The organism is Polaribacter pacificus (assembly GCF_038024035.1).
GTDB classification, from domain to species: Bacteria; Bacteroidota; Bacteroidia; order Flavobacteriales; family Flavobacteriaceae; genus Polaribacter; species Polaribacter pacificus.
The window spans coordinates 2,373,860-2,396,275 of record NZ_CP150664.1; the positions used below are offsets into that span (position 1 = coordinate 2,373,860).

Annotated in this window: 21 protein-coding genes; 11 read left to right on the forward strand and 10 right to left on the reverse strand. The window is 34.7% G+C overall.

The window, feature by feature from the left end:
* Positions 1-58 precede the first annotated feature (58 nt).
* The gene (locus WHC90_RS10800) at positions 59-1,996 is read left to right on the forward strand and encodes a ComEC/Rec2 family competence protein (RefSeq protein ID WP_262890149.1); all 1,938 of its coding nucleotides are present in this window, start codon (positions 59-61) and stop codon (positions 1,994-1,996) included.
* Between the two features lie 78 nt (positions 1,997-2,074).
* Here WHC90_RS10800 and WHC90_RS10805 read toward each other — a convergent pair whose 3' ends face one another.
* A complete protein-coding gene (locus tag WHC90_RS10805; RefSeq protein ID WP_188598474.1) occupies positions 2,075-3,613 on the reverse strand; it encodes a peptide MFS transporter in 1,539 nt (512 codons plus the stop codon).
* A gap of 193 nt (positions 3,614-3,806) precedes the next feature.
* On the opposite strand from WHC90_RS10805, the gene WHC90_RS10810 reads away from it, so the two are divergent.
* The 3 genes from WHC90_RS10810 to WHC90_RS10820 all read left to right on the forward strand — a co-directional run bounded on the left by WHC90_RS10810 (position 3,807) and on the right by WHC90_RS10820 (position 7,390).
* Complete coding sequence (locus tag WHC90_RS10810) at positions 3,807-5,078, forward strand: hydroxymethylglutaryl-CoA reductase, degradative (protein ID WP_188598475.1); 1,272 nt, start codon at positions 3,807-3,809, stop codon at positions 5,076-5,078.
* An 88-nt stretch (positions 5,079-5,166) separates the two neighbouring features.
* On the forward strand, positions 5,167-6,096 hold the full coding sequence (locus WHC90_RS10815) for a GYDIA family GHMP kinase (RefSeq protein WP_188598476.1): 930 nt from the start codon (positions 5,167-5,169) through the stop codon (positions 6,094-6,096).
* An 82-nt stretch (positions 6,097-6,178) separates the two neighbouring features.
* Positions 6,179-7,390 (forward strand): NAD(P)/FAD-dependent oxidoreductase, encoded by a 1,212-nt coding sequence (locus tag WHC90_RS10820; protein WP_188598477.1) that lies wholly within the window; start codon positions 6,179-6,181, stop codon positions 7,388-7,390.
* Here WHC90_RS10820 and WHC90_RS10825 read toward each other — a convergent pair whose 3' ends face one another.
* The 6 genes from WHC90_RS10825 to WHC90_RS10850 all read right to left on the reverse strand — a co-directional run bounded on the left by WHC90_RS10825 (position 7,391) and on the right by WHC90_RS10850 (position 11,618).
* Positions 7,391-8,323 carry an alpha/beta hydrolase gene (locus tag WHC90_RS10825; protein ID WP_188598478.1) on the reverse strand — a complete coding sequence of 311 codons (933 nt, stop codon included), beginning with the start codon at positions 8,321-8,323 and terminating at the stop codon, positions 7,391-7,393.
* A gap of 51 nt (positions 8,324-8,374) precedes the next feature.
* Positions 8,375-8,659, reverse strand: a complete 285-nt coding sequence (locus WHC90_RS10830; protein ID WP_188598479.1) for a hypothetical protein — start codon at positions 8,657-8,659, stop codon at positions 8,375-8,377.
* Positions 8,660-8,670: 11 nt separating this feature from the next.
* Positions 8,671-9,459 (reverse strand): TlpA disulfide reductase family protein, encoded by a 789-nt coding sequence (locus WHC90_RS10835; RefSeq protein WP_188598480.1) that lies wholly within the window; start codon positions 9,457-9,459, stop codon positions 8,671-8,673.
* A gap of 13 nt (positions 9,460-9,472) precedes the next feature.
* Entirely contained in the window at positions 9,473-9,706 is a 234-nt protein-coding gene (locus WHC90_RS10840; RefSeq protein WP_188598481.1) for a hypothetical protein, read from the reverse strand.
* Positions 9,707-9,868: 162 nt separating this feature from the next.
* Positions 9,869-11,071 carry a serine hydrolase domain-containing protein gene (locus WHC90_RS10845; RefSeq protein WP_188598482.1) on the reverse strand — a complete coding sequence of 401 codons (1,203 nt, stop codon included), beginning with the start codon at positions 11,069-11,071 and terminating at the stop codon, positions 9,869-9,871.
* Between the two features lie 142 nt (positions 11,072-11,213).
* Entirely contained in the window at positions 11,214-11,618 is a 405-nt protein-coding gene (locus tag WHC90_RS10850) for a MotA/TolQ/ExbB proton channel family protein (protein ID WP_188598483.1), read from the reverse strand.
* A gap of 242 nt (positions 11,619-11,860) precedes the next feature.
* Between WHC90_RS10850 and WHC90_RS10855 the strand changes: the two genes are divergently transcribed.
* From WHC90_RS10855 to WHC90_RS10885, 7 genes are all read left to right on the forward strand, one after another.
* Entirely contained in the window at positions 11,861-12,901 is a 1,041-nt protein-coding gene (locus tag WHC90_RS10855; RefSeq protein ID WP_229664911.1) for a sensor histidine kinase, read from the forward strand.
* Positions 12,888-13,598, forward strand: a complete 711-nt coding sequence (locus tag WHC90_RS10860; protein ID WP_188598485.1) for a LytR/AlgR family response regulator transcription factor — start codon at positions 12,888-12,890, stop codon at positions 13,596-13,598. Before WHC90_RS10855 ends, WHC90_RS10860 begins: the two co-directional genes overlap by 14 nt.
* A 37-nt stretch (positions 13,599-13,635) precedes the next feature.
* On the forward strand, positions 13,636-14,715 hold the full coding sequence (locus WHC90_RS10865) for a diphosphomevalonate/mevalonate 3,5-bisphosphate decarboxylase family protein (RefSeq protein ID WP_188598486.1): 1,080 nt from the start codon (positions 13,636-13,638) through the stop codon (positions 14,713-14,715).
* 16 nt (positions 14,716-14,731) lie between these two features.
* Entirely contained in the window at positions 14,732-15,304 is a 573-nt protein-coding gene (locus tag WHC90_RS10870; RefSeq protein WP_188598487.1) for a toxin-antitoxin system YwqK family antitoxin, read from the forward strand.
* Positions 15,305-15,371: 67 nt separating this feature from the next.
* Complete coding sequence (locus WHC90_RS10875) at positions 15,372-16,298, forward strand: mevalonate kinase family protein (RefSeq protein ID WP_188598488.1); 927 nt, start codon at positions 15,372-15,374, stop codon at positions 16,296-16,298.
* Positions 16,299-16,316: 18 nt separating this feature from the next.
* Positions 16,317-17,234 (forward strand): geranylgeranylglycerol-phosphate geranylgeranyltransferase, encoded by a 918-nt coding sequence (locus WHC90_RS10880; protein ID WP_188598489.1) that lies wholly within the window; start codon positions 16,317-16,319, stop codon positions 17,232-17,234.
* Between the two features lie 49 nt (positions 17,235-17,283).
* Entirely contained in the window at positions 17,284-18,105 is an 822-nt protein-coding gene (locus WHC90_RS10885; RefSeq protein ID WP_188598490.1) for a pseudouridine synthase, read from the forward strand.
* 43 nt (positions 18,106-18,148) lie between these two features.
* On the opposite strand, the gene hutG is transcribed toward WHC90_RS10885, so the two are convergent.
* The 3 genes from hutG to WHC90_RS10900 are packed head-to-tail and all read right to left on the reverse strand — an operon-like array spanning position 18,149 to position 22,413.
* Complete coding sequence (hutG, locus tag WHC90_RS10890) at positions 18,149-19,165, reverse strand: formimidoylglutamase (protein WP_188598491.1); 1,017 nt, start codon at positions 19,163-19,165, stop codon at positions 18,149-18,151.
* 9 nt (positions 19,166-19,174) lie between these two features.
* A complete protein-coding gene (gene hutI, locus WHC90_RS10895; RefSeq protein ID WP_188598492.1) occupies positions 19,175-20,416 on the reverse strand; it encodes an imidazolonepropionase in 1,242 nt (413 codons plus the stop codon).
* Complete coding sequence (locus tag WHC90_RS10900) at positions 20,416-22,413, reverse strand: urocanate hydratase (protein ID WP_188598493.1); 1,998 nt, start codon at positions 22,411-22,413, stop codon at positions 20,416-20,418. Before WHC90_RS10900 ends, hutI begins: the two co-directional genes overlap by 1 nt.
* Positions 22,414-22,416 lie beyond the last annotated feature (3 nt).

Sequence of the window (22,416 nt, forward strand, 5' to 3'; positions counted from 1 at the left end):
TGCTTTACTCGTTGGTATTTACTTAGAGTGCCAGTTTGAGTTTTGGTGTTTAACAAAGATGCAATCACAGCTCTTGCTTTTGAGCTTTTTGATTTGCTTATTTGTGTTTCACAGAATTCGAAAAAAAATTTTGTTCACCATTCTTACAGGATTGTTTTTCGTTTTTATCGGAGTTTTTTCTGTTCATTTTCAGAAAGCTAGGCATCAAATTCCTTTTGAAACTAAAAGTTCTGAGCAGTTGACACCTGTTTTAATTAAGCTAGTAAAACGTCTTAAAACCACTTCCAATTCAGCTAATTATATAGCAGAAATCAAGCAAATCGGATTAAGTACAGCTAAGGGGAAGCTATTGTTTCAGGTTCAAATTGATACTGTTAAACCCACCTTGATACTTTCTGATTTTTTATGGGTTTATGGAGATTTAGAAAAGGTTCAAGGGCCTTTAAATCCACATCAGTTTGATTATAAAGCTTATTTAGAGAAGTTGGACGTTTATCAGCGAATGACTGTAAAAAATGGGCATTGGGTTATGCAGGAATCTAATGCATTTTCCATTTTACGATGGGCTGATCAAACTAGGTTACAGATACAAACAGCACTTAAAAAATTAGATTTCACTTCGGATGAGTTTGGAATCATTAACGCTTTATTATTAGGGCAAAGAACCGAACTCTCAGAAGAGTTGCAAGAAGATTACACCAAAGCCGGAGCCATACATATTTTGGCAATTTCTGGATTGCATATCGGAATCTTGCTCTTGCTTTTTAATACCTTGTTTAAGCCGCTGTTGTTTTTTAAGCAGGGAGCCTATATTAAAACGATACTTTTAGTACTGCTTTTGTGGGCATTTGCCTTGATAGCAGGCCTGTCCTCATCAGTGATTAGAGCAACCACTATGTTTTCATTTGTGGCAATCGCAATGATTTTTAAAAGTCAGACTGCAGTTTTACATTCATTGATAAGCTCTTTGTTTGTGCTGTTGCTATACAATCCTCTTTTTTTGTTTGATGTGGGGTTTCAGTTAAGTTATGCTGCTGTTTTTGGTATTGTTTGGATGCAGCCCCTAATTTACAAAATCTGGAAGCCTAAAGTATGGTTGTTTCGAAAAGCTTGGCAGCTAACCACTGTTTCTATTGCAGCTCAACTGGCAGTGTTGCCCATAAGCTTGTATTATTTTCATCAATTTCCGGCCTTGTTTATAGTGTCAAACCTATTAATTGTTCCTTGTTTAGGATTTATCTTGTTTGTTGGATTGCTAGTTATTGCATTGTCTCTTTTTAATGCTGTGCCCATTTTTTTAGTTGATGCCTATGGTTTTATTATTGCAACTATGAACGCTATCATTCAATGGATAGCAAGTCAAGATGCATTTGTTATTGAAGAAATTCCCTTTTCTGCTCCCTTGCTTTTGGTTTCGTATGCTTGCTTGATTTCTGCTTTTCTCTATATCAGCAAGCCTAAGTTTATAAAATTAGTGTCATTGTTGTTGGCGATCTTGTGTTTTCAATCGCTATACTTTTTAGAAAAATGGCAAAGTAGCCAACAGAGAAAGTTTGTTGTTTTTCATCAAACTGCGCAAACTGTTTTAATCCATCAGCAAGGTACTACTGCAACTCTTTTTCACAATCTAGATAGCCTTAGTCTTAAGCATTCAAGCTTTTTAAAATCCTATAGAATTGGTGAGCGAATTACAAGGCAAACAGCTATAGATTCAATCCCTTCTCTTATAAGCTTTGCAAACAAAAAGTTACTCATCGTAGACAGTCTAGGTGTTTATCAGTTAAATGGGTTAGAGTATCCAATTGTTTTATTACGGCAATCTCCAAAAATCAATTTAGAGCGTTTAATACTTTCAGTTACTCCATCATTGGTAATTGCAGATGGATCAAATTATACTTCTAGTATTGAAGCGTGGGAGAAAATATGTAAAAACTTTAAGCTACCTTTTTACAATACCAGAACCCAAGGTGCTTTTGTTTTTTATGAAGATAAATGACAAGATTAACGGTGATTTTTACAAACAAAAAAACCTCATAAGTAACTTATGAGGTTTGATGTGTTTAGCTTGTAGTTGTTAATGTACGTTACCCATTAATTTTTTCATCAATGGAGAAAATATCAATACCACAAGTCCAGCTCCGATAGCGTAAGTTGCAATTAATGCAAATCCATCTGTGTAAACTTCTAAGGTGTCTAATCCTCCTACATTTGCATCAGTACTTTCGATGGCAAGTTGTTTACCAATAAATCCAACGATCTGGAAAGCATAAGCCGATGATAAGAACCAAATTCCCATCATAAAAGCTACTATCTTTTTAGGTGATAAATCTGTAATTTTTGATAACCCAACAGGAGACATAAACAATTCTCCAATAGAGATAATAAAATACATGATTAATAAATAAGCAAAAGGAACCATTCCGTTTTCATCCGCACTTCCTTTACTCAAAGATAAAATATAAAAACTTAGACCTGCTAATACCAATCCCAAACCAAATTTATAAGGAGTCCTTGGGTTTAAATTCTTTTTGGTTAAGTATGCCCACAATAAAGAAATTGGAATCGCTAGGATAATGATAAACATCGAGTTCAAAGAGTTTGTTTGAGCAGCGGTCATAATACCTTCTAAAGAAACATTTCTTGATGCGAATAGGGTAATTACACTTCCAGAAAGTTCATGGAATCCCCAAAACATAGTCATAAAGAATGTAATTAATACGGCCATGAACAATTTTTTACGTTCTTCAAGAGTAGCTTTCATCATAATACTACCTAAGTAGAAGAGTACTCCAACACCAATTAATTTAAAAATAAGTCCTACAATTGTTTCGTCACCCAAGAAAGAGTCTCCACCAGCAATTGCTTTGTAAGAAGCTAAAATGTATGCGATTACAGGGACACATAAAATTGAAATCATCGGAATCAGTTGTTTTTGAGGGATTCCAATCACTTTCTTTTCATATACCTCTTGATTTGGTGGTAAACCTTTGTCTCCAAAGATATTTTTCTTAATTCCACTCCAAAAGAAAATCAATCCTGTTAACATTCCAATTCCAGCCAATCCGAAACCATAGTGGTAACCATATTTAACAGCTAACCAACCACATAGCAGGGGAGCAACCCAACCACCTATGTTGATTCCCATATAAAAGATGGTAAACCCAGAGTCTTTTCTTACATCTCCATCCTTGTATAAAGCACCTACAAATGTTGAAATATTGGGCTTAAAAAACCCGTTTCCAACAATAATAAACGCCAATGCTAAGAAAAATGCGATGTCATTTTCAACGGCTAGCACAAAATGTCCAACAGCCATTAAGATTCCCCCTAAGAAAATAGAGCTTCTAAGCCCTAATATTTTATCAGATATTTGCCCTCCAATTACTGTGGATGCATAAACCATAGATCCATATGAAGCATAAACAACTGCTGTTGCAGTATCACGTTCAGCCAATGCTTTAAAAATTTCTTCAACCATGTAAAGCGTTAATAACGCTCTCATTCCATAGAAACTAAATCGTTCCCATAATTCTGCAAAGAACAGATAAAATAATCCTTTTGGATGCCCAAACATTTGTGGGTCATTTGATTGATTGACTGTTGAGTCTGCCATAATACTAGTATTTTAGTTTTTAAGTTGTTTAAAGATGTCAACTTCGCAATGAAGTCTATTATCTTTTCCATAAAAGATTGCCAAGTTTACGTAAAAAAAGGCAAAAATCAAGGTAAAAATAGTAGAAATATAGAATTGTAAGAGAATTTAAAAGGGATTCATTTATCTTTGCCATACCTATAAAAAAGAATCAATGTCTAAAATTATTTCAGGATTTTCTAAACTAAGCAAGCAAGAAAAAATAGATTGGTTGTCAAAAAATTATTTTGCAAATCAACCAGAAATAACCAACACACTTCAACAGTACTGGAATGCAGATAAAGAGCTTCAGGCTTTGCATGACGATTTTATTGAAAACACCATTTCAAATTTTTATTTGCCTTATGGGGTTGCTCCTAACTTTGTGATTAACGGAAGAGATTATGCAATACCCATGGTGGTAGAGGAAAGTTCAGTTGTAGCAGCAGCATCTAAGGTTGCTAAATTTTGGAGTACTCGAGGAGGCTTTAAAGCTACGGTGCTTTCTACTACAAAAATTGGGCAGGTGCATTTTATCTACAAAGGCAAAAAGGAAGATTTGCATGCCTATTTTAATCAGCAAAAAGAGCATTTATTAGCTGCCACAGCTTCTATTACCAAGAATATGGAAAAGCGAGGTGGTGGTATTTTGGATTTGGTTTTAGTCGATAAGACTGACAAATTAGAGCATTACTATCAATTGCACGTTACGTTTGAGACTGTCGATTCTATGGGTGCTAATTTTATCAACTCTTGTTTGGAGACCATTGCCAAGGCATTTAGAACTCCAGATATTGAAATTGTAATGAGTATACTTTCTAACTATGTACCTAATTGTTTAGTGCGTGCAGAAGTAAGCTGTCCTATCAAGGACTTGGGCGGAGAGAACCCAAGAGAGTTTGCAGAGAAATTTAAACAGGCAGTACAGATTGCAGAAATAGAACCTTACAGAGCAGTAACTCATAATAAAGGAATCATGAACGGGATTGATGCTGTTGTATTAGCGACAGGGAATGACTTTAGAGCCATTGAGGCAGGAGCTCATGCCTATGCTACTAAAAGTGGAAGTTATAGCAGTCTTACACATTGCCAAATAAGCGATGATCAGTTTAAGTTTTGGATAGAAATTCCTTTAGCATTAGGAACCGTTGGAGGTCTTACCTCATTACATCCTATGGCTAAGTTGTCTTTAGACATGCTGCAAAAACCATCTGCCAAAGAGTTAATGCAAATAATTGCAACTGCTGGTTTGGCTCAGAATTATGCAGCTTTAAATGCCTTGACTACCAGTGGAATACAGCAAGGGCATATGAAAATGCATTTGATGAATATTCTAAATCAATTGGGGGCTACTGCCGATGAAAAAGAAGAAATGTTAGCCTACTTTAAAGATAAAACGGTAACGCATAGTGCAGTTGTAGATCGTTTTAATGATTTAAGAAATTAACAGCGACGATAGTTCCTAAACATAAATCAGGGTTTAAAATAGGAGTGTAAATCAAAACAGGATTTATTGCTTTTTGAATAATAAAAGAATGAATAGATATTACAGCAACGGAAAATTACTACTTACAGGAGAGTATGTTGTGCTAGATGGCGCTACATCGTTGGCTGTGCCTGCTCAATTTGGACAGGATTTAATTCTGGAGTCAATTAAAGAACCACAGTTGGTTTGGCAAAGCTTTACAAGTACAGGCGAGTGTTGGTTTGAGGCTACATTTGATCTGCCAAAGCTTCGCCTAAAAAATGCAAGCTTTAGTTCTGCTACTGAGGGCAGTGCAGAGTTTATTGCAGAAACCCTTCAGACTATTTTAAATGAGGCTAGAAAGTTAAACACTGATTTTTTGCAAACCACCTCAGGTTTTGTAGTGAAAACCAATTTATCATTCCCTCAAAATTGGGGCTTAGGAAGCTCATCAACCTTAATAAACAATATTGCAAGTTGGGCAAAAGTTGACGCTTATTCATTATTGTGGAACGCTTTTTCTGGAAGTGGTTATGATATCGCTTGTGCTCAAAATGATGTGCCCATTTTATATCAATTAGAAAATAAAAAAGCTCTTGTTAACCCCGTTGAATTTAACCCAACTTACAAAGAAGAGTTGTTTTTTGTCTATCTAAATAAAAAGCAAAACAGCAGAGATGGGATTGCACATTACAGAAAAAACAATCAAAATATAAAGCAAGAAATTTTAGATATCTCAACACTTTCACAAGAGTTTATCAAGGCAGAATCGGCAAAAGATCTCGAAGGGATACTTAATGAGCATGAAGCTATTATTTCTTCTATCATTAAATTGAACCCTGTAAAAAACGAACTTTTTTCAGATTATTTTGGTGCTGTTAAGAGTCTTGGTGCTTGGGGAGGTGATTTTGTTTTGGTTACTGGGAATGAAGATACACCAAAGTATTTTAATCAGAGAGGCTATAATACCATCCTTCCGTATTCAGAAATGATTCTATAAATAGTTGTCATAAATAATAAATTTATTTCGACTCCGATCGGTTTAATAAAAAATCGTTCGAACTGATTACTAAATAAAGTATATGAATAAAATAATCATCATTGGTGGAGGAGCAGCAGGCTTTTTTACGGCTATTAATGCCAAAGAGCAAAATCCAGATTTAGACATTACTATTCTTGAAAAAGGAAATGAAGTTTTGCAGAAAGTAAAAATTTCTGGAGGAGGTCGCTGCAATGTTACTCATGCCTGTTTTGAGCCAAAAGAATTGGTAAAGTTTTATCCTCGTGGAGAAAAAGAATTGCTAGGCCCTTTTCATACCTTTATGACAGGAGATACTTTTGAGTGGTTTGATAATCATGGGGTTCCTTTAAAAATAGAAGAAGACAATCGCGTGTTTCCTGAGGCAAATACCTCACAAGCAATTATAGATTGTTTTGAAAATGCTGTAGCTACTTTAGGGATCAAAGTCTTAAAAAATCACGGAGTTACTGCTATAGCAAAGGAGAATGATCAATGGAGTGTACAAACTAAAAACCAAAAATTTACTGCAGATCAATTAGTGATTGCCGCTGGGAGCAGTCCTAAGGCTTGGGGCTTGGCAAGTGATTTAGGTCATAGTATTATTGATCCAGTCCCATCCTTGTTTACATTTAATATCAAAGACAAGCGCATCATTGATTTACTGGGGATCTCTGTTCCCAATGCTACAATGAATATAGTTGGAACAAATCTAGAGTCATCAGGACCTTTATTAATTACCCATTGGGGAATGAGTGGTCCAGCGGTGTTAAAATTATCTGCTTTTGGAGCACGTATTTTAGCAGCAAAAAACTATCAATACAATGTGTCTGTTAATTGGCTTTCTAGGCCTACCGATAAGATCGTAAACGTATTGCTTAATTTAAAAAAGAAGCAACCTAAAAAACAAGTATTTCTCAAATCTCCATTTACAGAAATTCCGAGAAGATTGTGGGAGCGATTTGTTGCTGCTGCAGATATCTCAGAAGAACTTAAATGGGCAGATTTAAGCAATAGTCATATCGATAAATTAGCCAATCAACTAACAAAAGGAATTTTTAACGCCAACGGGAAGAGCACTTTTAAAGAAGAATTTGTGACCGCTGGTGGTGTTGATTTAAAGGAGATTAACTTTAAGCGCTTTGAAAGTAGAGTACATCCAAACTTGTTTTTTATTGGTGAAATGCTCAATATTGATGCAGTAACAGGAGGGTTTAATTTTCAGAATGCTTGGACCGGTGGGTATATTGTTGCCAATGCGATTGCTCAAAAATAGTTATTTAGCCTTTAAATATTTATCAAACCACTTTACAAATTCATTTCTGTCTGCATTCATGTTTTTCCAACCGTGATCTGCTCCAGCTTTTATGTTAAGAACTAAAGGAATCCCAATCTCATCATATTTTTTCTGGATGTGTTGAGATTGTTGTAATGGAACCGTTTTGTCTTTGTCTCCATGGATAATATAAACCGGTGCATCATCCAAAGTAACTAACTGTGCAGGAGAAACAGTCATTGATATTTTTCTAAGTGCGATAGAGTCTTTTATCGGTTCAAAGATGGTGCTTGTTCTGTTGTAGGTGTTAAATTTTAAGGCCCCTAAAACATAGCTTTTAGCCAATGAAGGTGCATATTGTAGATAGTTCATATAGGCGTTCGGCTGACCCCAATTTAAAAAGTCGGTAGGTGGGTAAAAAACTGCAACGGCTTGTACTTTAGAAGAAACTCTACTAAGTGGGTCTTTGGATTTTTCATTTTTAAGATCATCAGCAGTACCAACGATCAAGGATAAATTACCACCAGAAGAACTTCCTGTAATACCAATATTATCAGGATCTATTGTAAACTTTTTAGCATTAAAACGTATGTATTGAACTGCTTTTTTAATGTCAAGAGCACCTTCTGCAATGTCAAACCTAGGGTTAGAGCTGTGCATGGTTAGAAAAACAGTGTAGCCACTCTCTAAAAAAGGCTTAGCGCTATTAATCCCATCGGGGACAAAAGTGTTGCTAGAGAACCAATTACCACTCAACACACTAATAATCCCTTTTCCATTAGTTTTTTCTGGTTTTAAAACAATCATGGTTAATGCCATTCCGTGTTTTCTGCCATAGATAACTTCTTCTTGAGAAAAAGAACTGTTCTCTTGAGCTGAAGAACTTAAAGGGATTAACAAAAGTAAAAAAAGTAAAAAGCTTCCGTTTTTCATGACTTTATATCTTTAGTTTTAAAACAAATAGTAGCTAAATGCTAACTGTGTTTATTCTTCTTCGAAACAGTTAAAAATAATAGAATATCCATATTCTAAAGCCTCTTCATAGAGTTCAACTTGATCTTCATCAACATCGTTTGCACTGTCTAGAGTATAGTACTCTTCTTCTAATTCTGTGACTTTCCAACCTTCTTGTTTGATATAATGTTTTGCCAATTTGTAGGCTCCATCGATATCTTTATAATCGATATATAAACTTACGTAAGCTCCAATTACTTCGTCGTATTGATCGGATGATTTTGTTGGTTTTGCTAAAGCGTTGATTAAAAACATAGACTAGATTTTTAGGGTTTTTTCTGAAGTAGTTTCTCTATTTCGATGGCTAAGTTACGAACATTATTTTCATTATTTCCTCTAGAGATATATTGAATGATTCCATCCTGATCTATAATAAAGTTTTTTGGAATTGCTCCAGTCGCATACATGTTCCAGATGTGACCTTTAGGGTCATATCCGGCGTTAAAATCGATTCCCTTTTCCTTTAGGTAGGTCATTTTCTTTTGAACAATTTTTCTTCCTTCGTTTACCGCTACAGGAATAAAGACAAACTCTTGTCCTTTGAATTTTGAAAGAATTTTTTCTGGAATTTCGTAAAATTCTCTTAAGCAAGGGCCACACCAAGTTGCCCAAAAATTAAGCATTACAACTTTTCCTTTTAAATCAGCTAATTGAATGCTTTGGCCATCAATCATGGTCGCCTTAAAGTCTGCAGCCTTGTCATTAATATGTAAATAAAACTCATCAGTCTCCGCTAACTCTTTCTTTACTTCCTGTATCTTTGGATTTTTTTTCTGCTTCTTAAGTTCAGCTGGCGTGTAAATTTCAATGATGGCAATAAATTCTTTTTCGCCTAATTTTGATCCTAAAGCTTTTTTTAATTCAGCATATTCTTCATCAGAAACACTGTTTTTCATACCTTTTATTTGGCCCTTTTTAATGTACTCGCTTATTTTATCTTTCGATACAATTTTTTTATTAACGATAAAAATTGGGTCAAGAGATTTTTTTGTTTGGGAAATACTTTGTCCCAAGCAACTAATGGCTAAGAAAATGAGCAATAGATATTTTTTCATACAACTGGTTTTGTTAAGCTAGTTCACCACGGTGTGGTTTTAACGCATCTCTATAGGCTTTCATCACCGATTCATCCACCGTTACAAACGCAATACTGTGAAACTCGTGTATTGATACACTGTTAATTTCATGGTAGGGCAAATTCTCTGCAATGGCAAATTCTTTGAGGTGTACACAGTGGTGTTTGGCAGTTTCAAGACCTTCTTCACCTTTAAAATCCCAAATGAGTTTTAGTTTTCTATCCATAAAACAAAAATACTTTTTTCAAATGAATAAAGTAGATATTTTATACGCTTAAAGAAAAACTAAAATAGTTTTTCTTTAAGCGCATTTTATTTTTTTTGGTGATGCTCAGCACTGGTCCAGTAAGTTAGAACTTACTTATTTAAAAGTTGAAGAATTTGTGTATTATTCTATTTTATTAAGCAGGTGTTTCTTTCCTCCAAAAGTAACATCAACAGTTTTGTTTTTTTGATTAAAATCAAATTTAACACCCATAGAATCATAAATAAAACTGTCCTTTTTTGAAGCAACTAATTTAAAGAGTGGCTGACCTGTGGCTTGTGCAAAAAGAAAACCGTCTTCTTTTGTAAACGTAACTTTAGCAGGGAAAGTTTCTCCTCCATAGGTACCCAAATAAACATCCAATTCTTCTGGTTTTAAAGAAATAGAGGCTATTGTCATTGAAGGGTCTCCTTTAAAATAGGTTTCTAGTAAAGAAATTACAGTTGGCATTAGTTGGGCGTTCAATCCATTAAAAGTAAAAGCTAGTGTTACTTTTTTTTCTGGAATGTACAAGGCAAAAGATTGAAAGCCATCAATTCCTCCATCATGACCATATACATTAATGCCTTTAAACTCAAACTGCATAATACCAAGGCCTTTTCCTTTCTCTATGGTCATTAGCTTTTTTAATGAAGCGGCTGAGCTTAGTTGTCCTAAAAATAAATTGGTGTAAAAAATGTTTACTTCAGTAGCTGTCGAAACAATTGCGCCAGCTCCCATAGGTGCAGACATGTTTGTTTGCATGTCTATAAAATTCCATTGGTTGTTTTCAAAATAATACGCCAAGGCCTCATTTTTAGTCGGCTTTATAGGCTTGCCAAACTCCGTTCTTTTTAACTGTAGTGGTTTAACAATTCTGGAATCAATAATGTTTGCAAATGGTTTTTGATCAATGTCTTCTGCGATATAGGAAAGTAGAATAAAGTTTGTGTTAGAATAGGATGATTTTTCTTTGGGTTCAAATTCAGTACCATTTTTTACAAAACGATCTAGCATTTGCTTACGAGTTTGCGGCTTTGTAATCCAGGTACGTATATCTTCATTATTGGTAATATTAACCAAGCCACTTTGATGTCTTAATAAATCTTCAACTGTAATTTTATGTGCATTTGGAATTTCTGGCAAGTATTCCTCTAACAAAGTGCTAAGCTGTAGCTTTCCTTCATCCATCAGTTGTAAAATGACGGCTGCCGTAAAGGTTTTTGAAATTGATCCAATCCTGAATTTTGTAGCAGCATTGGCTCTTTTTTTTGATTGAACATTCATAAAACCAATGGATTTTTGATAGGTTTCTTTTCCGTTTTCAAAAATTGAGACGGTACCCATGGCTTTGTTTTCTGTTTCTAGCTTATTAAAAAATGCGTCTAAACCTACAAGGTTCTTGGTTTGAGCAGCGCTTAAAAATGAGCATAATAATCCTAATACAATGAAGGCTTTTTCATTTTTAGATGTTTTTTTGTGAAAAAATTTATTTGTTTTTTAGAATCAATACGATAATTCCCAATCGACCTACTAAAAAAGTGATAATTCCAAAAAGAGGAGAAAGCAGTCCTATTTTTAAACCAGCAGCTAAAACAGCTGGAGCAATATCCCCATTAAAAGATTCAATAGAGTCAAATGCGCCAATCATACCGATCATAAAACCAAGAAACCCCCAAAATAAAGCAAACAAGCTAATTGATTTTAAAAGTTTGCTGGTCTTGTTTTGTTGCTGCTCATCTTTATCTAACAAACCTTTTATAGTCAATCCAATAAGGATCAGTAGAAATATTAATATTGGATACATAAAAAAAGAGCCGCCTTCTTCTAGGCGCTGCCCGATTCCGAAAAACAATACTGATTTAATGTTTAGAATAGTAATAGTAGTTAACATAGTTTTTATTTTTAAATGAATAGACAGCCAAAGTATAAACTTAAACATTGTTTTAAGTTGTGTTTTCGACAGTCTACCAATTTAACGCTGCTTTTGACAATTGTAAGCAGTACATCAATACAAAGGCTAAATCAGTCGAAAAGGTTATGAATACTGTATTTGGTCTTAAAAATTGAACTGAAAACATTAAAAATAGTAATATTGTAGCTATGTTGGAGGGAAGATTTTTTTTAAAAACAATTTTGACTGTAATAATCCATGTGCTGTTTTGGGTTTTTATATATTTCTTTTACAATTACTTTTTAGGTTTTGGAAGTGATAATATTAGGTATGTACAGGTATTTTCTTTATACCTAATGCCGGTAACTATGATTTTGAGTTATTTTGTGGCTTATCAATTGCTTCCAGATTATTTATTAAAAAAGAAGTACAAATTGTTTGTGCTATATGCTATTTATGCATTTGTATTTTCTTTTTACGCCATTTTGGTATCCATTTTTTTTGGACTTGTTTTTACGTCAAGTCTAGATGTAGAGACAAGTTCACCAATTACAAAAACTTTGCCTTTAGTTGTGTTGGGGGTCTATTTTGTGGTGTCTGTTGTAGCGGTGTTGAGTTTGGCGATGTACAATTATAAATCTACCCTTAAAAATGAAGATTTAACAAACAAGATCTTGCAAAATCAATTGCAATTAAGAGATCAGGAACTGCGATTTTTAAAAATGCAGATTCATCCTCATTTCTTGTTTAATTCACTAAATACCATTTATGGATTTGCTTTGATGAAACGCGATGAGGCGCCCGAAATGATTTTAAAATTATCCAACCTTTTGGATTATATTTTATATCAAACAGACAAGCCAAGTGTTGCCTTAACTGATGAAATAGCCCATTTAAAAAATTATATTGCACTCGAAAAAATGCGCTTTCATGATACCTTAAGGGTTGTCGCTAATTTTTCAAATGACAATGATTCTATTCAAATAGCACCTATGTTATTGATTCCTTTTCTAGAAAATAGTTTTAAACATGGGGCAATTAAAGACGGGGTGATGTTAGTAGATTTGTTATTAGAAACTAGTGGTGATCAATTGTATTTTAAATTGGTCAACAGTTCTAGCCCTAAAGAAAATACAACGTTCGGAATTGGCTTGCAAAATATTAAAAAACGCTTAGAGTTGCTGTATCCTCAAGCCTTTGAATTGCTTATTGAGAATGATGAAAATTTTTATACAGTAACTTTGCGTATAAACTTAACAAAGAAAAAGAATGAGGTCTCCTAAGATTACTTGTGCGGTGGTTGATGATGAACCCATGGCAAGAGATATTTTAAAGTCATACATAGAGAGAGTTCCAAATTTGCATTTGGTAAAAAGCTGTAAGAATGCTCTTGAAGCTATCGAGGTTTCGCAACAAGAAGACATCGATTTGTTCTTTTTAGATATCAATATGCCAGAGATTACAGGCTTGTCACTAGCTAAGCTGGTTGGTCATAGGTCTAAAATAATTTTTACAACGGCATATAGAGAATACGCAGTAGAAGGATTTAATTTAAAAGCTGTGGATTACCTTCTTAAGCCCATTGCATTTGATCGTTTTTTAGAGGCTGTAAATACCTTTTCACAAGCCAAGCAGGCACAGATTCAACAACCAACAGTTCCTGAGAAGTTGGAGTTCTTTTTTGTTCGATCTGATCGGAAAATGGTAAAAATTAATTTGTCAGAAATTTTATATATAGAGAGCCTCAGTGATTATTTGAAAATTATCACTGAGCAATCAACGATTATTACACGTGAAACCATCACAAATATTAATGAAAAGTTGCCAGAGCCGCTTTTTTTAAGAATTCATAGATCGTATATTGTTTCGCTAAAAAAAATTGACTCCTATACAAACGAGTTTGTAGAAATTCAAAACAAGGCACTACCGATAAGTAGAAGCTATAAAGCAGCAATTTTAGAAAAACTAGAGAAAAATTAATCGAAAATAGTACCTTTACCTCAAATTCGTAATTAGTTTGAGCACAGCACAATTTATTCCAGATACCCTAGCGTTTTCTATTGAGAAAACCAGTCATAGTTGGCAAACCCCTAGCAACATAGCCTTGGTTAAATATTGGGGGAAAACGGATCCGCAAATCCCTAAAAATGCTTCAATTAGTTTTACTTTAAACGCTTGCCATACCAATACAAAGATTGATTTTGTAAAGAAATCAACGACCGATGAGGTTCAGTTTGAACTTTTTTTTGAAGGCAAGAAAAAAGAGGATTTTAAACCTAAAATTGCCAAATTCTTTGAGAGAATTTTAATCTATTGCCCGTATTTACAAGCATATCAATTGACCATTCATTCTGATAATTCTTTTCCGCATAGTAGCGGGATCGCCTCATCAGCAAGTGGTATGGCAGCGATTGCAATGTGCTTAATGAGCTTAGAAAAAGAATTAAATCCTAATTTAACAGAAGAGCAGATTCATAAAAAGGCGTCATTTTTAGCACGTTTAGGTTCTGGAAGCGCAAGTAGAAGTATAGAAGGGCCTATAGTTGTTTGGGGAGAGCATCCTGCAATTGAAGGAAGTTCTAATTTGTATGGAGTTCGTTTTCCGTATGCTGTACACCCTGTTTTTGAAGAATATCAAGACACCATTCTGTTAGTTGATAAAGGAGAAAAACAAGTATCTAGTACAGTTGGGCATGATTTGATGCATCAACATCCCTTTGCAACTCAGCGATTTGTTCAGGCTAATGAGAATCTAGAAAAGATGAGTCAAATTTTAAAAAGCGGAGATCTTACTGCTTTTATTCATTTGGTAGAGAGCGAGGCTTTAACCTTGCATGCAATGATGCTAACCAGTTCGCCTTATTTTATTTTGATGAAACCCAATACCCTAGAGATCATTAATCGGGTATGGGCTTATAGAGCGGCTACAGCTAGTTCATTGTGTTTTACCTTAGATGCTGGAGCCAATGTTCATCTTTTGTACCCAAAAGAAGAAGCAGAAACGGTTGTGAAATTCATCAAAGAAGAGCTGTCTGTTTACTGCCAAAAAAATCAGTATATTTGTGATTATACAGGTCATGGAGCAAAAAAAATATAATTGTAAACACACCTTAATGAAATCATCTGCGTTGCTATTTTTTATAGGAATGTTTTTTGTAGCTAACACTGCTAATTCACAAAACAAAAAAACTTGGTTTGATGCCAACTGGAAAGTTGTTAGTCAAGACAAAGCAAGCTATTACAGACCTACACCGCAGGTAAAAAAAAGCGGATACTGGATTGTAGATTACTACCTAAACGGAAAGATTCAAAAAGAAGGCTTTAGCCTAACGGCAACTGCTGCTGATCCTAGTTTTGATGGATTGGTAAAATACTATTTTGAAAATGGAAAGCCATCTCAACAGATTACTTTTAAAAATGGGAAAATTGATGGAGTTTTAAAAACTTATTTTCTGTCAGGTACTCTAAAATCAGAAACTTACTATTCTGAAGGTTTTAGAGAAGGTAGGTATTCATCATACTTTGAAACAGGTGAGTTGCATGAGCGAGGAGAGTATTTAAAAAACCTTAAAGAAGGCAACTGGAAAACCTATTACAGAAACGGTAAGATTAAAGAAAAAGGGAAGTATGAAAAGGGTGAGAAAATTGGCATCTGGAAAACCTATTATAAGAATGTGTACAAATAACTTGATGTTTTCATAATGAGTTATTTAAATAATAAATAGTACATTTGTAATGTATTAAGAATAAACTATGAAAGGACCTTTATTTTACGCTAAAATTTTATTGTTCGGAGAGTATGGAATCATCAAAGATTCCAAAGGCTTAGCAATTCCTTTTAATGCATATAGAGGAGCGCTTAAGTCTTCTAAAACACTTTCAGAAAAAGCGCAACAATCCAATCAAAATTTACTAAAGTTTTACATGTACCTTTCTGCCTTAGAAACAGATTTGGTTCAGTTTGATTTAGATCGCTTAAAATTAGATATTGAACAAGGAATGTATTTTGACTCTTCAATACCGCAAGGGTATGGAGTTGGTAGTTCTGGTGCTCTAGTGGCATCAATCTATGATCAATATGCCAAAAATAAAATCACAGTTTTAGAAAATCTAACAAGAGATAAGCTTTTACAACTTAAAGAGGTTTTTTCTTTAATGGAGTCCTTTTTTCACGGCAAAAGTTCTGGTTTGGATCCTTTAAATAGTTATTTAAGTCTTCCAATACTTATCAATTCTAAAACTCATATTGAACCTGCAGGAATTCCATCACAAAAAGAAGGAAAAGGGGCTGTGTTCTTATTAGATTCTCAAATTGTTGGAGAAACTGAACCGATGGTAAACATCTTTATGAACAAGATGAAAAACGAAGGGTTTAGAAAAATGCTTAATGAAGAATTTGTATTGCATACAGATGCTTGTATTGATGATTTTCTTCATGGAAACGTAACTTCTTTATTTGGGAATATCAAAAAATTATCCAAAGTAGTTTTAACCAACTTTAAACCAATGATTCCGGTTGCTTTTCATAAAGTTTGGGAGCAAGGACTTTTAAGTAATGATTATTATTTAAAATTGTGTGGTTCTGGTGGAGGTGGATATATCTTAGGCTTTACAGAAGATTTTGATAAGGCAAAAGCAACATTAAAGGATTATAAATTAGAATTGGTGTATAGATTCTAGCAAATTCAATGCTAAGACATGCAAACGCCTAAATCATTTTCACTTTCTTATAAAATTCTTAGTTTATTTTCTGTTATCAGAGGCTATAATATTATGGTCTTAGTGTTAGCACAATATCTGGCGGCAATCTTTATTTTTTCTCCGAAAAAATCTTTGAGTTATGTATTCTTTGATTACCAACTATTCTTTATTGTACTTGCTTCTGTTTGCGTAGTTGCTTCTGGGTATATAATAAATAATTTTTACGATGTTAAAGCAGATCGGATTAACAGACCCATAAAGGCTAATCTAGACAATGTTGTAAAACAGCAAACCAAGTTGCGGATTTATTTTTTCTTAAATTTTTTAGGTTTTGTTTTTGGTTTTATTGTTTCTTGGAGAGCAGCCTTATTTTTTGCAGTGTATATCTTTTCAATCTGGTTTTATTCACACCGACTAAAAAAGCAGGCATTTATAGGTTTGGTTACTGCTGCAGTTTTAACTGTCCTTCCGTTTTTTGCCATTTTTGTTCATTTTAGAAATTTTTCAAAAATCATCTTCGTACACGCTAGCTTTTTGTTTTTTGTGGTCTTATTAAGACAGCTCATTAAAGATCTTGGCAATATCCGTGGAGCTGTAGCTACCAATTATATTACTTTCCCAGTAAAGTATGGAGAAAGAAACTCAAGAAAATTGGGTATTTTTATAGTCTTCTTTACTTGTATACCCGCAGTCATTCTATTTTTTTATCCATCGATTGGGTATATGAAATACTATTTTGTATTCTCTATTTTTGTATTGTTTTTTATTGCTTTTATGCTGTGGAAACACAATCTTAGAAAGTATTATGTATTGCTGCATAATATTTTAAAAATCATGCTTTTAGTAGGCATTTTGAGTTTATTGCTTGTTGATCCATCTTTGATCGTAGAAAGAGTCATAGACAAATTGAATTAAATCAACTTTTTAGCTATATCTTTGCAAAAAAAAATAATTTAATAGTGTCATGAGTGCAACAAACAACTCGTCGAGAGGACGACAAACAGGAGGCAATAAAGGCTTCCAAGGAAAAAAAAGAGATTTTAAAAAAGCTAAAGAAACACCTGTAGCTGATCCAGCTGACGGGATTCGATTAAATAAATACATTTCAAATTCAGGAGTTTCTTCACGTAGAGAAGCAGATACTTATATTGCTTCTGGAAATGTAACCGTTAATGGTAAGGTAATTACAGAAATGGGTTTCAAAGTTAAACCCGGAGATGAGGTTCGCTTTGATGGTACTTCTATTTCTCCAGAGGTTAAGAGATACATTTTATTAAACAAACCAAAGAACTATATCACAACGATGGATGATGATCGCAATCGTAAGACCGTAATGGACTTGATTGAAAATGCAACAAAAGAACGTATTTACCCAGTTGGAAGATTGGATAGAAATACAACAGGGTTGCTTTTGTTTACTAATGATGGAGATTTGGCTAAAAAATTAACTCATCCAAAGCACAATGTACAGAAGTTATATCATGCTTCTTTGGATAAAAAGCTAGAGCTAAAACACCTGCAAAGACTAAGAGATGAGGTAATCATTGAAGGTAGAAAAGTTTTTATTGATGAGGTTGATTATGTAGTAGGAGAGTCTAAAACAGAAGTTGGAATTAAAATTCACTCTGGACGTAATAGAATTGTACGTAAAATATTTGAACACTTTGGATACAAAGTGGTAAAGTTAGATCGAGTGATTTTTGCTGGACTCACTAAGAAAAATTTACCAAGAGGTCGTTATAGACCACTTACAGAACAAGAAATCAATACGCTTCATATGATTTAGGTTGATGCGATAATTTTATATTTCTATAAAAGACACTTTTTAATTAAAAAGTGTCTTTTTTGTTGAGTTTCATTACGATAAAATCTACCAGTTTTGCAGCCAAATTAGCGGTGAGATTATCTCTGTCTAATTTTGGATTTAATTCTGCTATGTCGCAAGAAATTACTTTTTTTGTGTCAAAGAGAAAGTGTAGCATTTTAAAAACAAAATACGGAGTAAATCCCAAGGGAGAGGGAGCACTTACCCCAGGAGCGTAGGCAGATGAAAATCCATCCATATCAATAGTAATATAGATATGGTCATTTCTATCTATAAAAGGTTTTAGCTTTTGTTGAAGTGATTTTAACTCTTCGGATGAAGATTCACATTCGTAATTAATAGCATAACCCACTTCTGCATTTTTTGCAATGTCAAAAAGCTCTTTGGTATTTGATTGTCTTTGGATTCCTATGGCAAAATAATCTAAAGTTTCGCCTGTTTTAGCTAATTTATTGATTATTTGGTTAAAGGGTGTTCCTGAGTTGGGTTTTTCATCAACATTTCTCAAATCAAAATGCGCATCAAAATTTAGAATTCCAATGTTGCTTTTGTCTGTGTTTTTTACTGCTTCTCGCAGGCCCATAAAATGACCGAAAGCCATATCATGACCGCCCCCAATAATTATTGGAAAAACATTTTTAGAAATCAAATGACGCACACTGTTCTTTAAAGCTAATTGACAACTTTCCATATCATTTTTTACACAACATAAGTCTCCAAAATCTGCCACAGTCTTTTCTTCAAAATGTATGGGTAATTTAGCCAGTCGATCTCTCAATAGTTTTGGGCCATCAGAAGCACCAACTCTACCTAAATTTCTTCGAACACCTTCATCACAGGCATAGCCCAGCAGTCCAATGTCAATCGCTTGATTAGAATTTATTTGATCGATATCACAGAGGGTAATTTCTTGATGCCAATATTGATTTTCTAAATCTGGATTCGAAGCTCTACCTGTCCAGTAGTCTGATTGAGCAGGTAAGTACCTTATTGGAGTTTCGTCAAAAAAAGTTTTTTTCATTATAGGTGTTTATTTGTCAACAGGCATGCCTTTAATATATACTGTGTCTATCTGATGATTGCCAAAAGAATAAGGAATACAACCAAACGAGTTTATTTGTTTTGTAAGAATAAGATTGGCTTGTTTTCCGATGGTAATTGAGCCTGTTTTGTCACTTAGTCCCATTGCATAGGCTCCATTAATCGTAGCAGCATTAATGGCTTCTTCTGGAGTCATTTTCATTTTAATACAAGCTGTGGCTACCACAAAATTCATATTCCCAGAAGGTGTTGATCCAGGGTTGTAATCTGTAGCTAAAGCCAAGGGCAATCCAGCTTCGATCATTTTTCTTGCGGGGGTATATGGAATGCTCAAAAAATAAGAACAACTAGGCAATGCAACGGGCATTGTACGTGTGTTTTTTAAAACCTCAATATCTTCTTCTCTCATGAGTTCTAGATGATCTACAGATAAGGCATTGTATTTAACACCTGTCTGAACTCCACCAATTGCAGTAAATTGATTTACATGAATCTTAGGAATTAGACCATGCTTTTTTCCTGCGGCTAAAATCAATTCTGTATCTGCGACAGAAAAATAACCAGTTTCGCAGAAAACATCGATATAGCTAGCTAAGCTCTGCGCTGCAATTTTTGGCAAAATACTGTTGATGACCAATTGCAAATATCCCGCTTTGTCATTTTTATATGCTGATGGAACCGCATGAGCTCCTAAAAAAGTAGCCTTAATTTCTATAGGGTAATTTTCTTTTAATCGCTTGATTACATTGAGCATCTTAATCTCTGCATCTTCTGTCAAGCCGTACCCAGATTTAATTTCAATAGCCCCAGTCCCTAATTGCATAACTTCTTCTAGGCGAACCTTACTTTGTTGGTACAATTCTTCTTCAGAGGTAACTTGCAGTTTTTTGGCTGAATTTAAGATTCCGCCACCATTATTGGCGATTTCTTCATAGCTCAAACCTTTGATTCTATCCACAAATTCTCCTTCGCGATTTCCTGCATACACAAGATGTGTGTGTGAGTCACACCAGGCAGGTAAGACTAGTTTGCCTGTTGCATCTATCAGCTTAAAACCATCTGTTTTTGGACAGTTACTCATGCTTCCGAATCCCGTAATTATGCCATCTCTAACTGTTAAATAGGCATTTTTAATGCTGGGAAGCTCGCTCATTTCTTTCCCTGAAACAAATTCTATTGGTGCAGTTCTTACTTGAAGTAGTTCTTTGATATTGATAAAAAGTGTATCCATTAAAATAAGTCTTTTAAAATTGAGTCATCCACTAAGTTGGGTATGGTAACATTTAAACTAGGTGTTCTTTCCATTTCTCGTTTTATAGCAAAGATAGCTTCTTTGTTTCTGGCCCAACTTCTTCTAGCAATTCCGTTGTTTACATCATAAAGAATCATGCTTTTTAGGCGTTCTTCTGCAGCATTGGTTCCGTCTAACAGCATTCCAAATCCACCGTTCATTACTTCTCCCCAGCCAACGCCGCCACCATTGTGTATAGATACCCAAGTAGCACCTCTAAAACTATCGCCTATAACATTGTGCACGGCCATGTCTGCAGTAAACTTGCTTCCATCGTAAATATTAGAGGTCTCTCTATAGGGTGAGTCTGTTCCGCTTACATCGTGGTGGTCTCTACCCAATACAACAGGACCAATTTTTCCTGCTGCAATGGCCTGATTAAAAGCAGTGGCAATTTTTGATCGACCTTCTGCATCAGCATATAAGATACGTGCTTGTGATCCAACCACCATTTTGTTTTTCTTTGCATCCTTAATCCAAGTAATATTGTCTTGCATTTGCAATTGTATTTCTTCTGGAGAGTTTTCCATAATTTTTTGTAAAACCTCCATTGCAATTTGATCTGTTGCGTCAAGATCCTTTGGATTCCCAGAAGCGCAAACCCATCTAAAGGGTCCAAAACCATAGTCAAAGCACATAGGTCCTAATATATCTTGAACATATGATGAATATTTAAAATCAATGCCATTTTTAGCCATTACATTAGCTCCTGCTCTTGAGGCTTCTAATAAAAAGGCGTTTCCATAATCAAAAAAGTAAGTGCCTTTTTGAGTGTGTTTGTTAATTGCAGTAGCATGTCTTCTTAAAGTTTCCTGTACTTTTTCTTTAAATAGTTTAGGCTCTTCTCTGATTAGTCGATTTGCTTCATCATAAGAAATTCCAATAGGGTAGTAGCCTCCAGTCCAAGGGATGTGCAAAGAGGTTTGATCTGATCCTACATGGATAAAAATGTTTTCTTCATCAAAACGTTCCCAAATTTCTACAACATTACCTATATAAGCTATAGAAACGACTTCCTTGTTTTCTTGTGCTTGTTTTACTCTAATTATTAAAGCATCCATATTGTCTATGAGGACATCTACCCAGCCTTGTTCATGTCTTTTAGTAGCCGCTTTTGCGTTTACTTCTGCTGCAATGGTAATGCATCCAGCAATGTTTCCAGCTTTGGGTTGAGCTCCACTCATTCCACCCAATCCAGCGGTTAAAAATATTTTACCCGTTGGGGTTTCCCCTTTTGCTAAGATCTTTCTAAAGGCATTCATCACAGTAATGGTAGTTCCATGAACAATTCCTTGAGGGCCTATATACATAAACGAGCCAGCAGTCATTTGCCCATACTGTGTAACGCCAAGGGCATTGTATTTTTCCCAATCGTCCGGTTTTGAATAGTTGGGAATCATTAGTCCGTTGGTTACGACCACTCGTGGGGCATTTTTAGATGACGGAAACAAGCCCATCGGGTGCCCTGAGTACAAATGCAAGGTTTGCTCTTCTGTCATTTTAGATAAGTATTGCATGACCAAAAGGTATTGTGCCCAGTTCTGAAATACTGCACCATTACCTCCGTAAGTAATCAACTCTTCTGGGTGTTGTGCAACAGCAGGGTCTAAGTTGTTTTGAATCATTAACATAATAGCTGCCGCCTGACTTGATTTGGCAGGGTATTCCTCTATGGCTCTTGCGTAAATAGTGTATGAGGGCTTAAAGCGATACATGTAGATTCTACCATAGTCTTGTAGTTCTTGAGCGAATTCTGTAGCCAATTCTTGATGCCAATCTTTTGGAAAATACCTCAAGGCATTTCTAATGGCTAGTTGTTTTTCTTCTAGGGATAAAATATCTTTTCTTTTAGGGGCTCTATTAGCATTGCTTGGATAGGCTCTTTTTGGTGGTAGGTCTTGTGGAATACCTTGTATGATTTGCTCTTTAAATGTCATGTC

Bases quoted from the DNA above. Each gene is read 5' to 3' on its own strand.
- WHC90_RS10800 (WP_262890149.1), top strand. From the start codon at position 59: ATGCAATCACAGCTCTTGCTTTTGAGCTTTTTGATTTGCTTATTTGTG.
- WHC90_RS10805 (WP_188598474.1), bottom strand. From the start codon at position 3,613: ATGGCAGACTCAACAGTCAATCAATCAAATGACCCACAAATGTTTGGG.
- WHC90_RS10810 (WP_188598475.1), top strand. From the start codon at position 3,807: ATGTCTAAAATTATTTCAGGATTTTCTAAACTAAGCAAGCAAGAAAAA.
- WHC90_RS10815 (WP_188598476.1), top strand. From the start codon at position 5,167: ATGAATAGATATTACAGCAACGGAAAATTACTACTTACAGGAGAGTAT.
- WHC90_RS10820 (WP_188598477.1), top strand. From the start codon at position 6,179: ATGAATAAAATAATCATCATTGGTGGAGGAGCAGCAGGCTTTTTTACG.
- WHC90_RS10825 (WP_188598478.1), bottom strand. From the start codon at position 8,323: ATGAAAAACGGAAGCTTTTTACTTTTTTTACTTTTGTTAATCCCTTTA.
- WHC90_RS10830 (WP_188598479.1), bottom strand. From the start codon at position 8,659: ATGTTTTTAATCAACGCTTTAGCAAAACCAACAAAATCATCCGATCAA.
- WHC90_RS10835 (WP_188598480.1), bottom strand. From the start codon at position 9,459: ATGAAAAAATATCTATTGCTCATTTTCTTAGCCATTAGTTGCTTGGGA.
- WHC90_RS10840 (WP_188598481.1), bottom strand. From the start codon at position 9,706: ATGGATAGAAAACTAAAACTCATTTGGGATTTTAAAGGTGAAGAAGGT.
- WHC90_RS10845 (WP_188598482.1), bottom strand. From the start codon at position 11,071: ATGGGTACCGTCTCAATTTTTGAAAACGGAAAAGAAACCTATCAAAAA.
- WHC90_RS10850 (WP_188598483.1), bottom strand. From the start codon at position 11,618: ATGTTAACTACTATTACTATTCTAAACATTAAATCAGTATTGTTTTTC.
- WHC90_RS10860 (WP_188598485.1), top strand. From the start codon at position 12,888: ATGAGGTCTCCTAAGATTACTTGTGCGGTGGTTGATGATGAACCCATG.
- WHC90_RS10870 (WP_188598487.1), top strand. From the start codon at position 14,732: ATGAAATCATCTGCGTTGCTATTTTTTATAGGAATGTTTTTTGTAGCT.
- WHC90_RS10875 (WP_188598488.1), top strand. From the start codon at position 15,372: ATGAAAGGACCTTTATTTTACGCTAAAATTTTATTGTTCGGAGAGTAT.
- WHC90_RS10880 (WP_188598489.1), top strand. From the start codon at position 16,317: ATGCAAACGCCTAAATCATTTTCACTTTCTTATAAAATTCTTAGTTTA.
- WHC90_RS10885 (WP_188598490.1), top strand. From the start codon at position 17,284: ATGAGTGCAACAAACAACTCGTCGAGAGGACGACAAACAGGAGGCAAT.
- hutG (WP_188598491.1), bottom strand. From the start codon at position 19,165: ATGAAAAAAACTTTTTTTGACGAAACTCCAATAAGGTACTTACCTGCT.
- hutI (WP_188598492.1), bottom strand. From the start codon at position 20,416: ATGGATACACTTTTTATCAATATCAAAGAACTACTTCAAGTAAGAACT.
- WHC90_RS10900 (WP_188598493.1), bottom strand. From the start codon at position 22,413: ATGACATTTAAAGAGCAAATCATACAAGGTATTCCACAAGACCTACCA.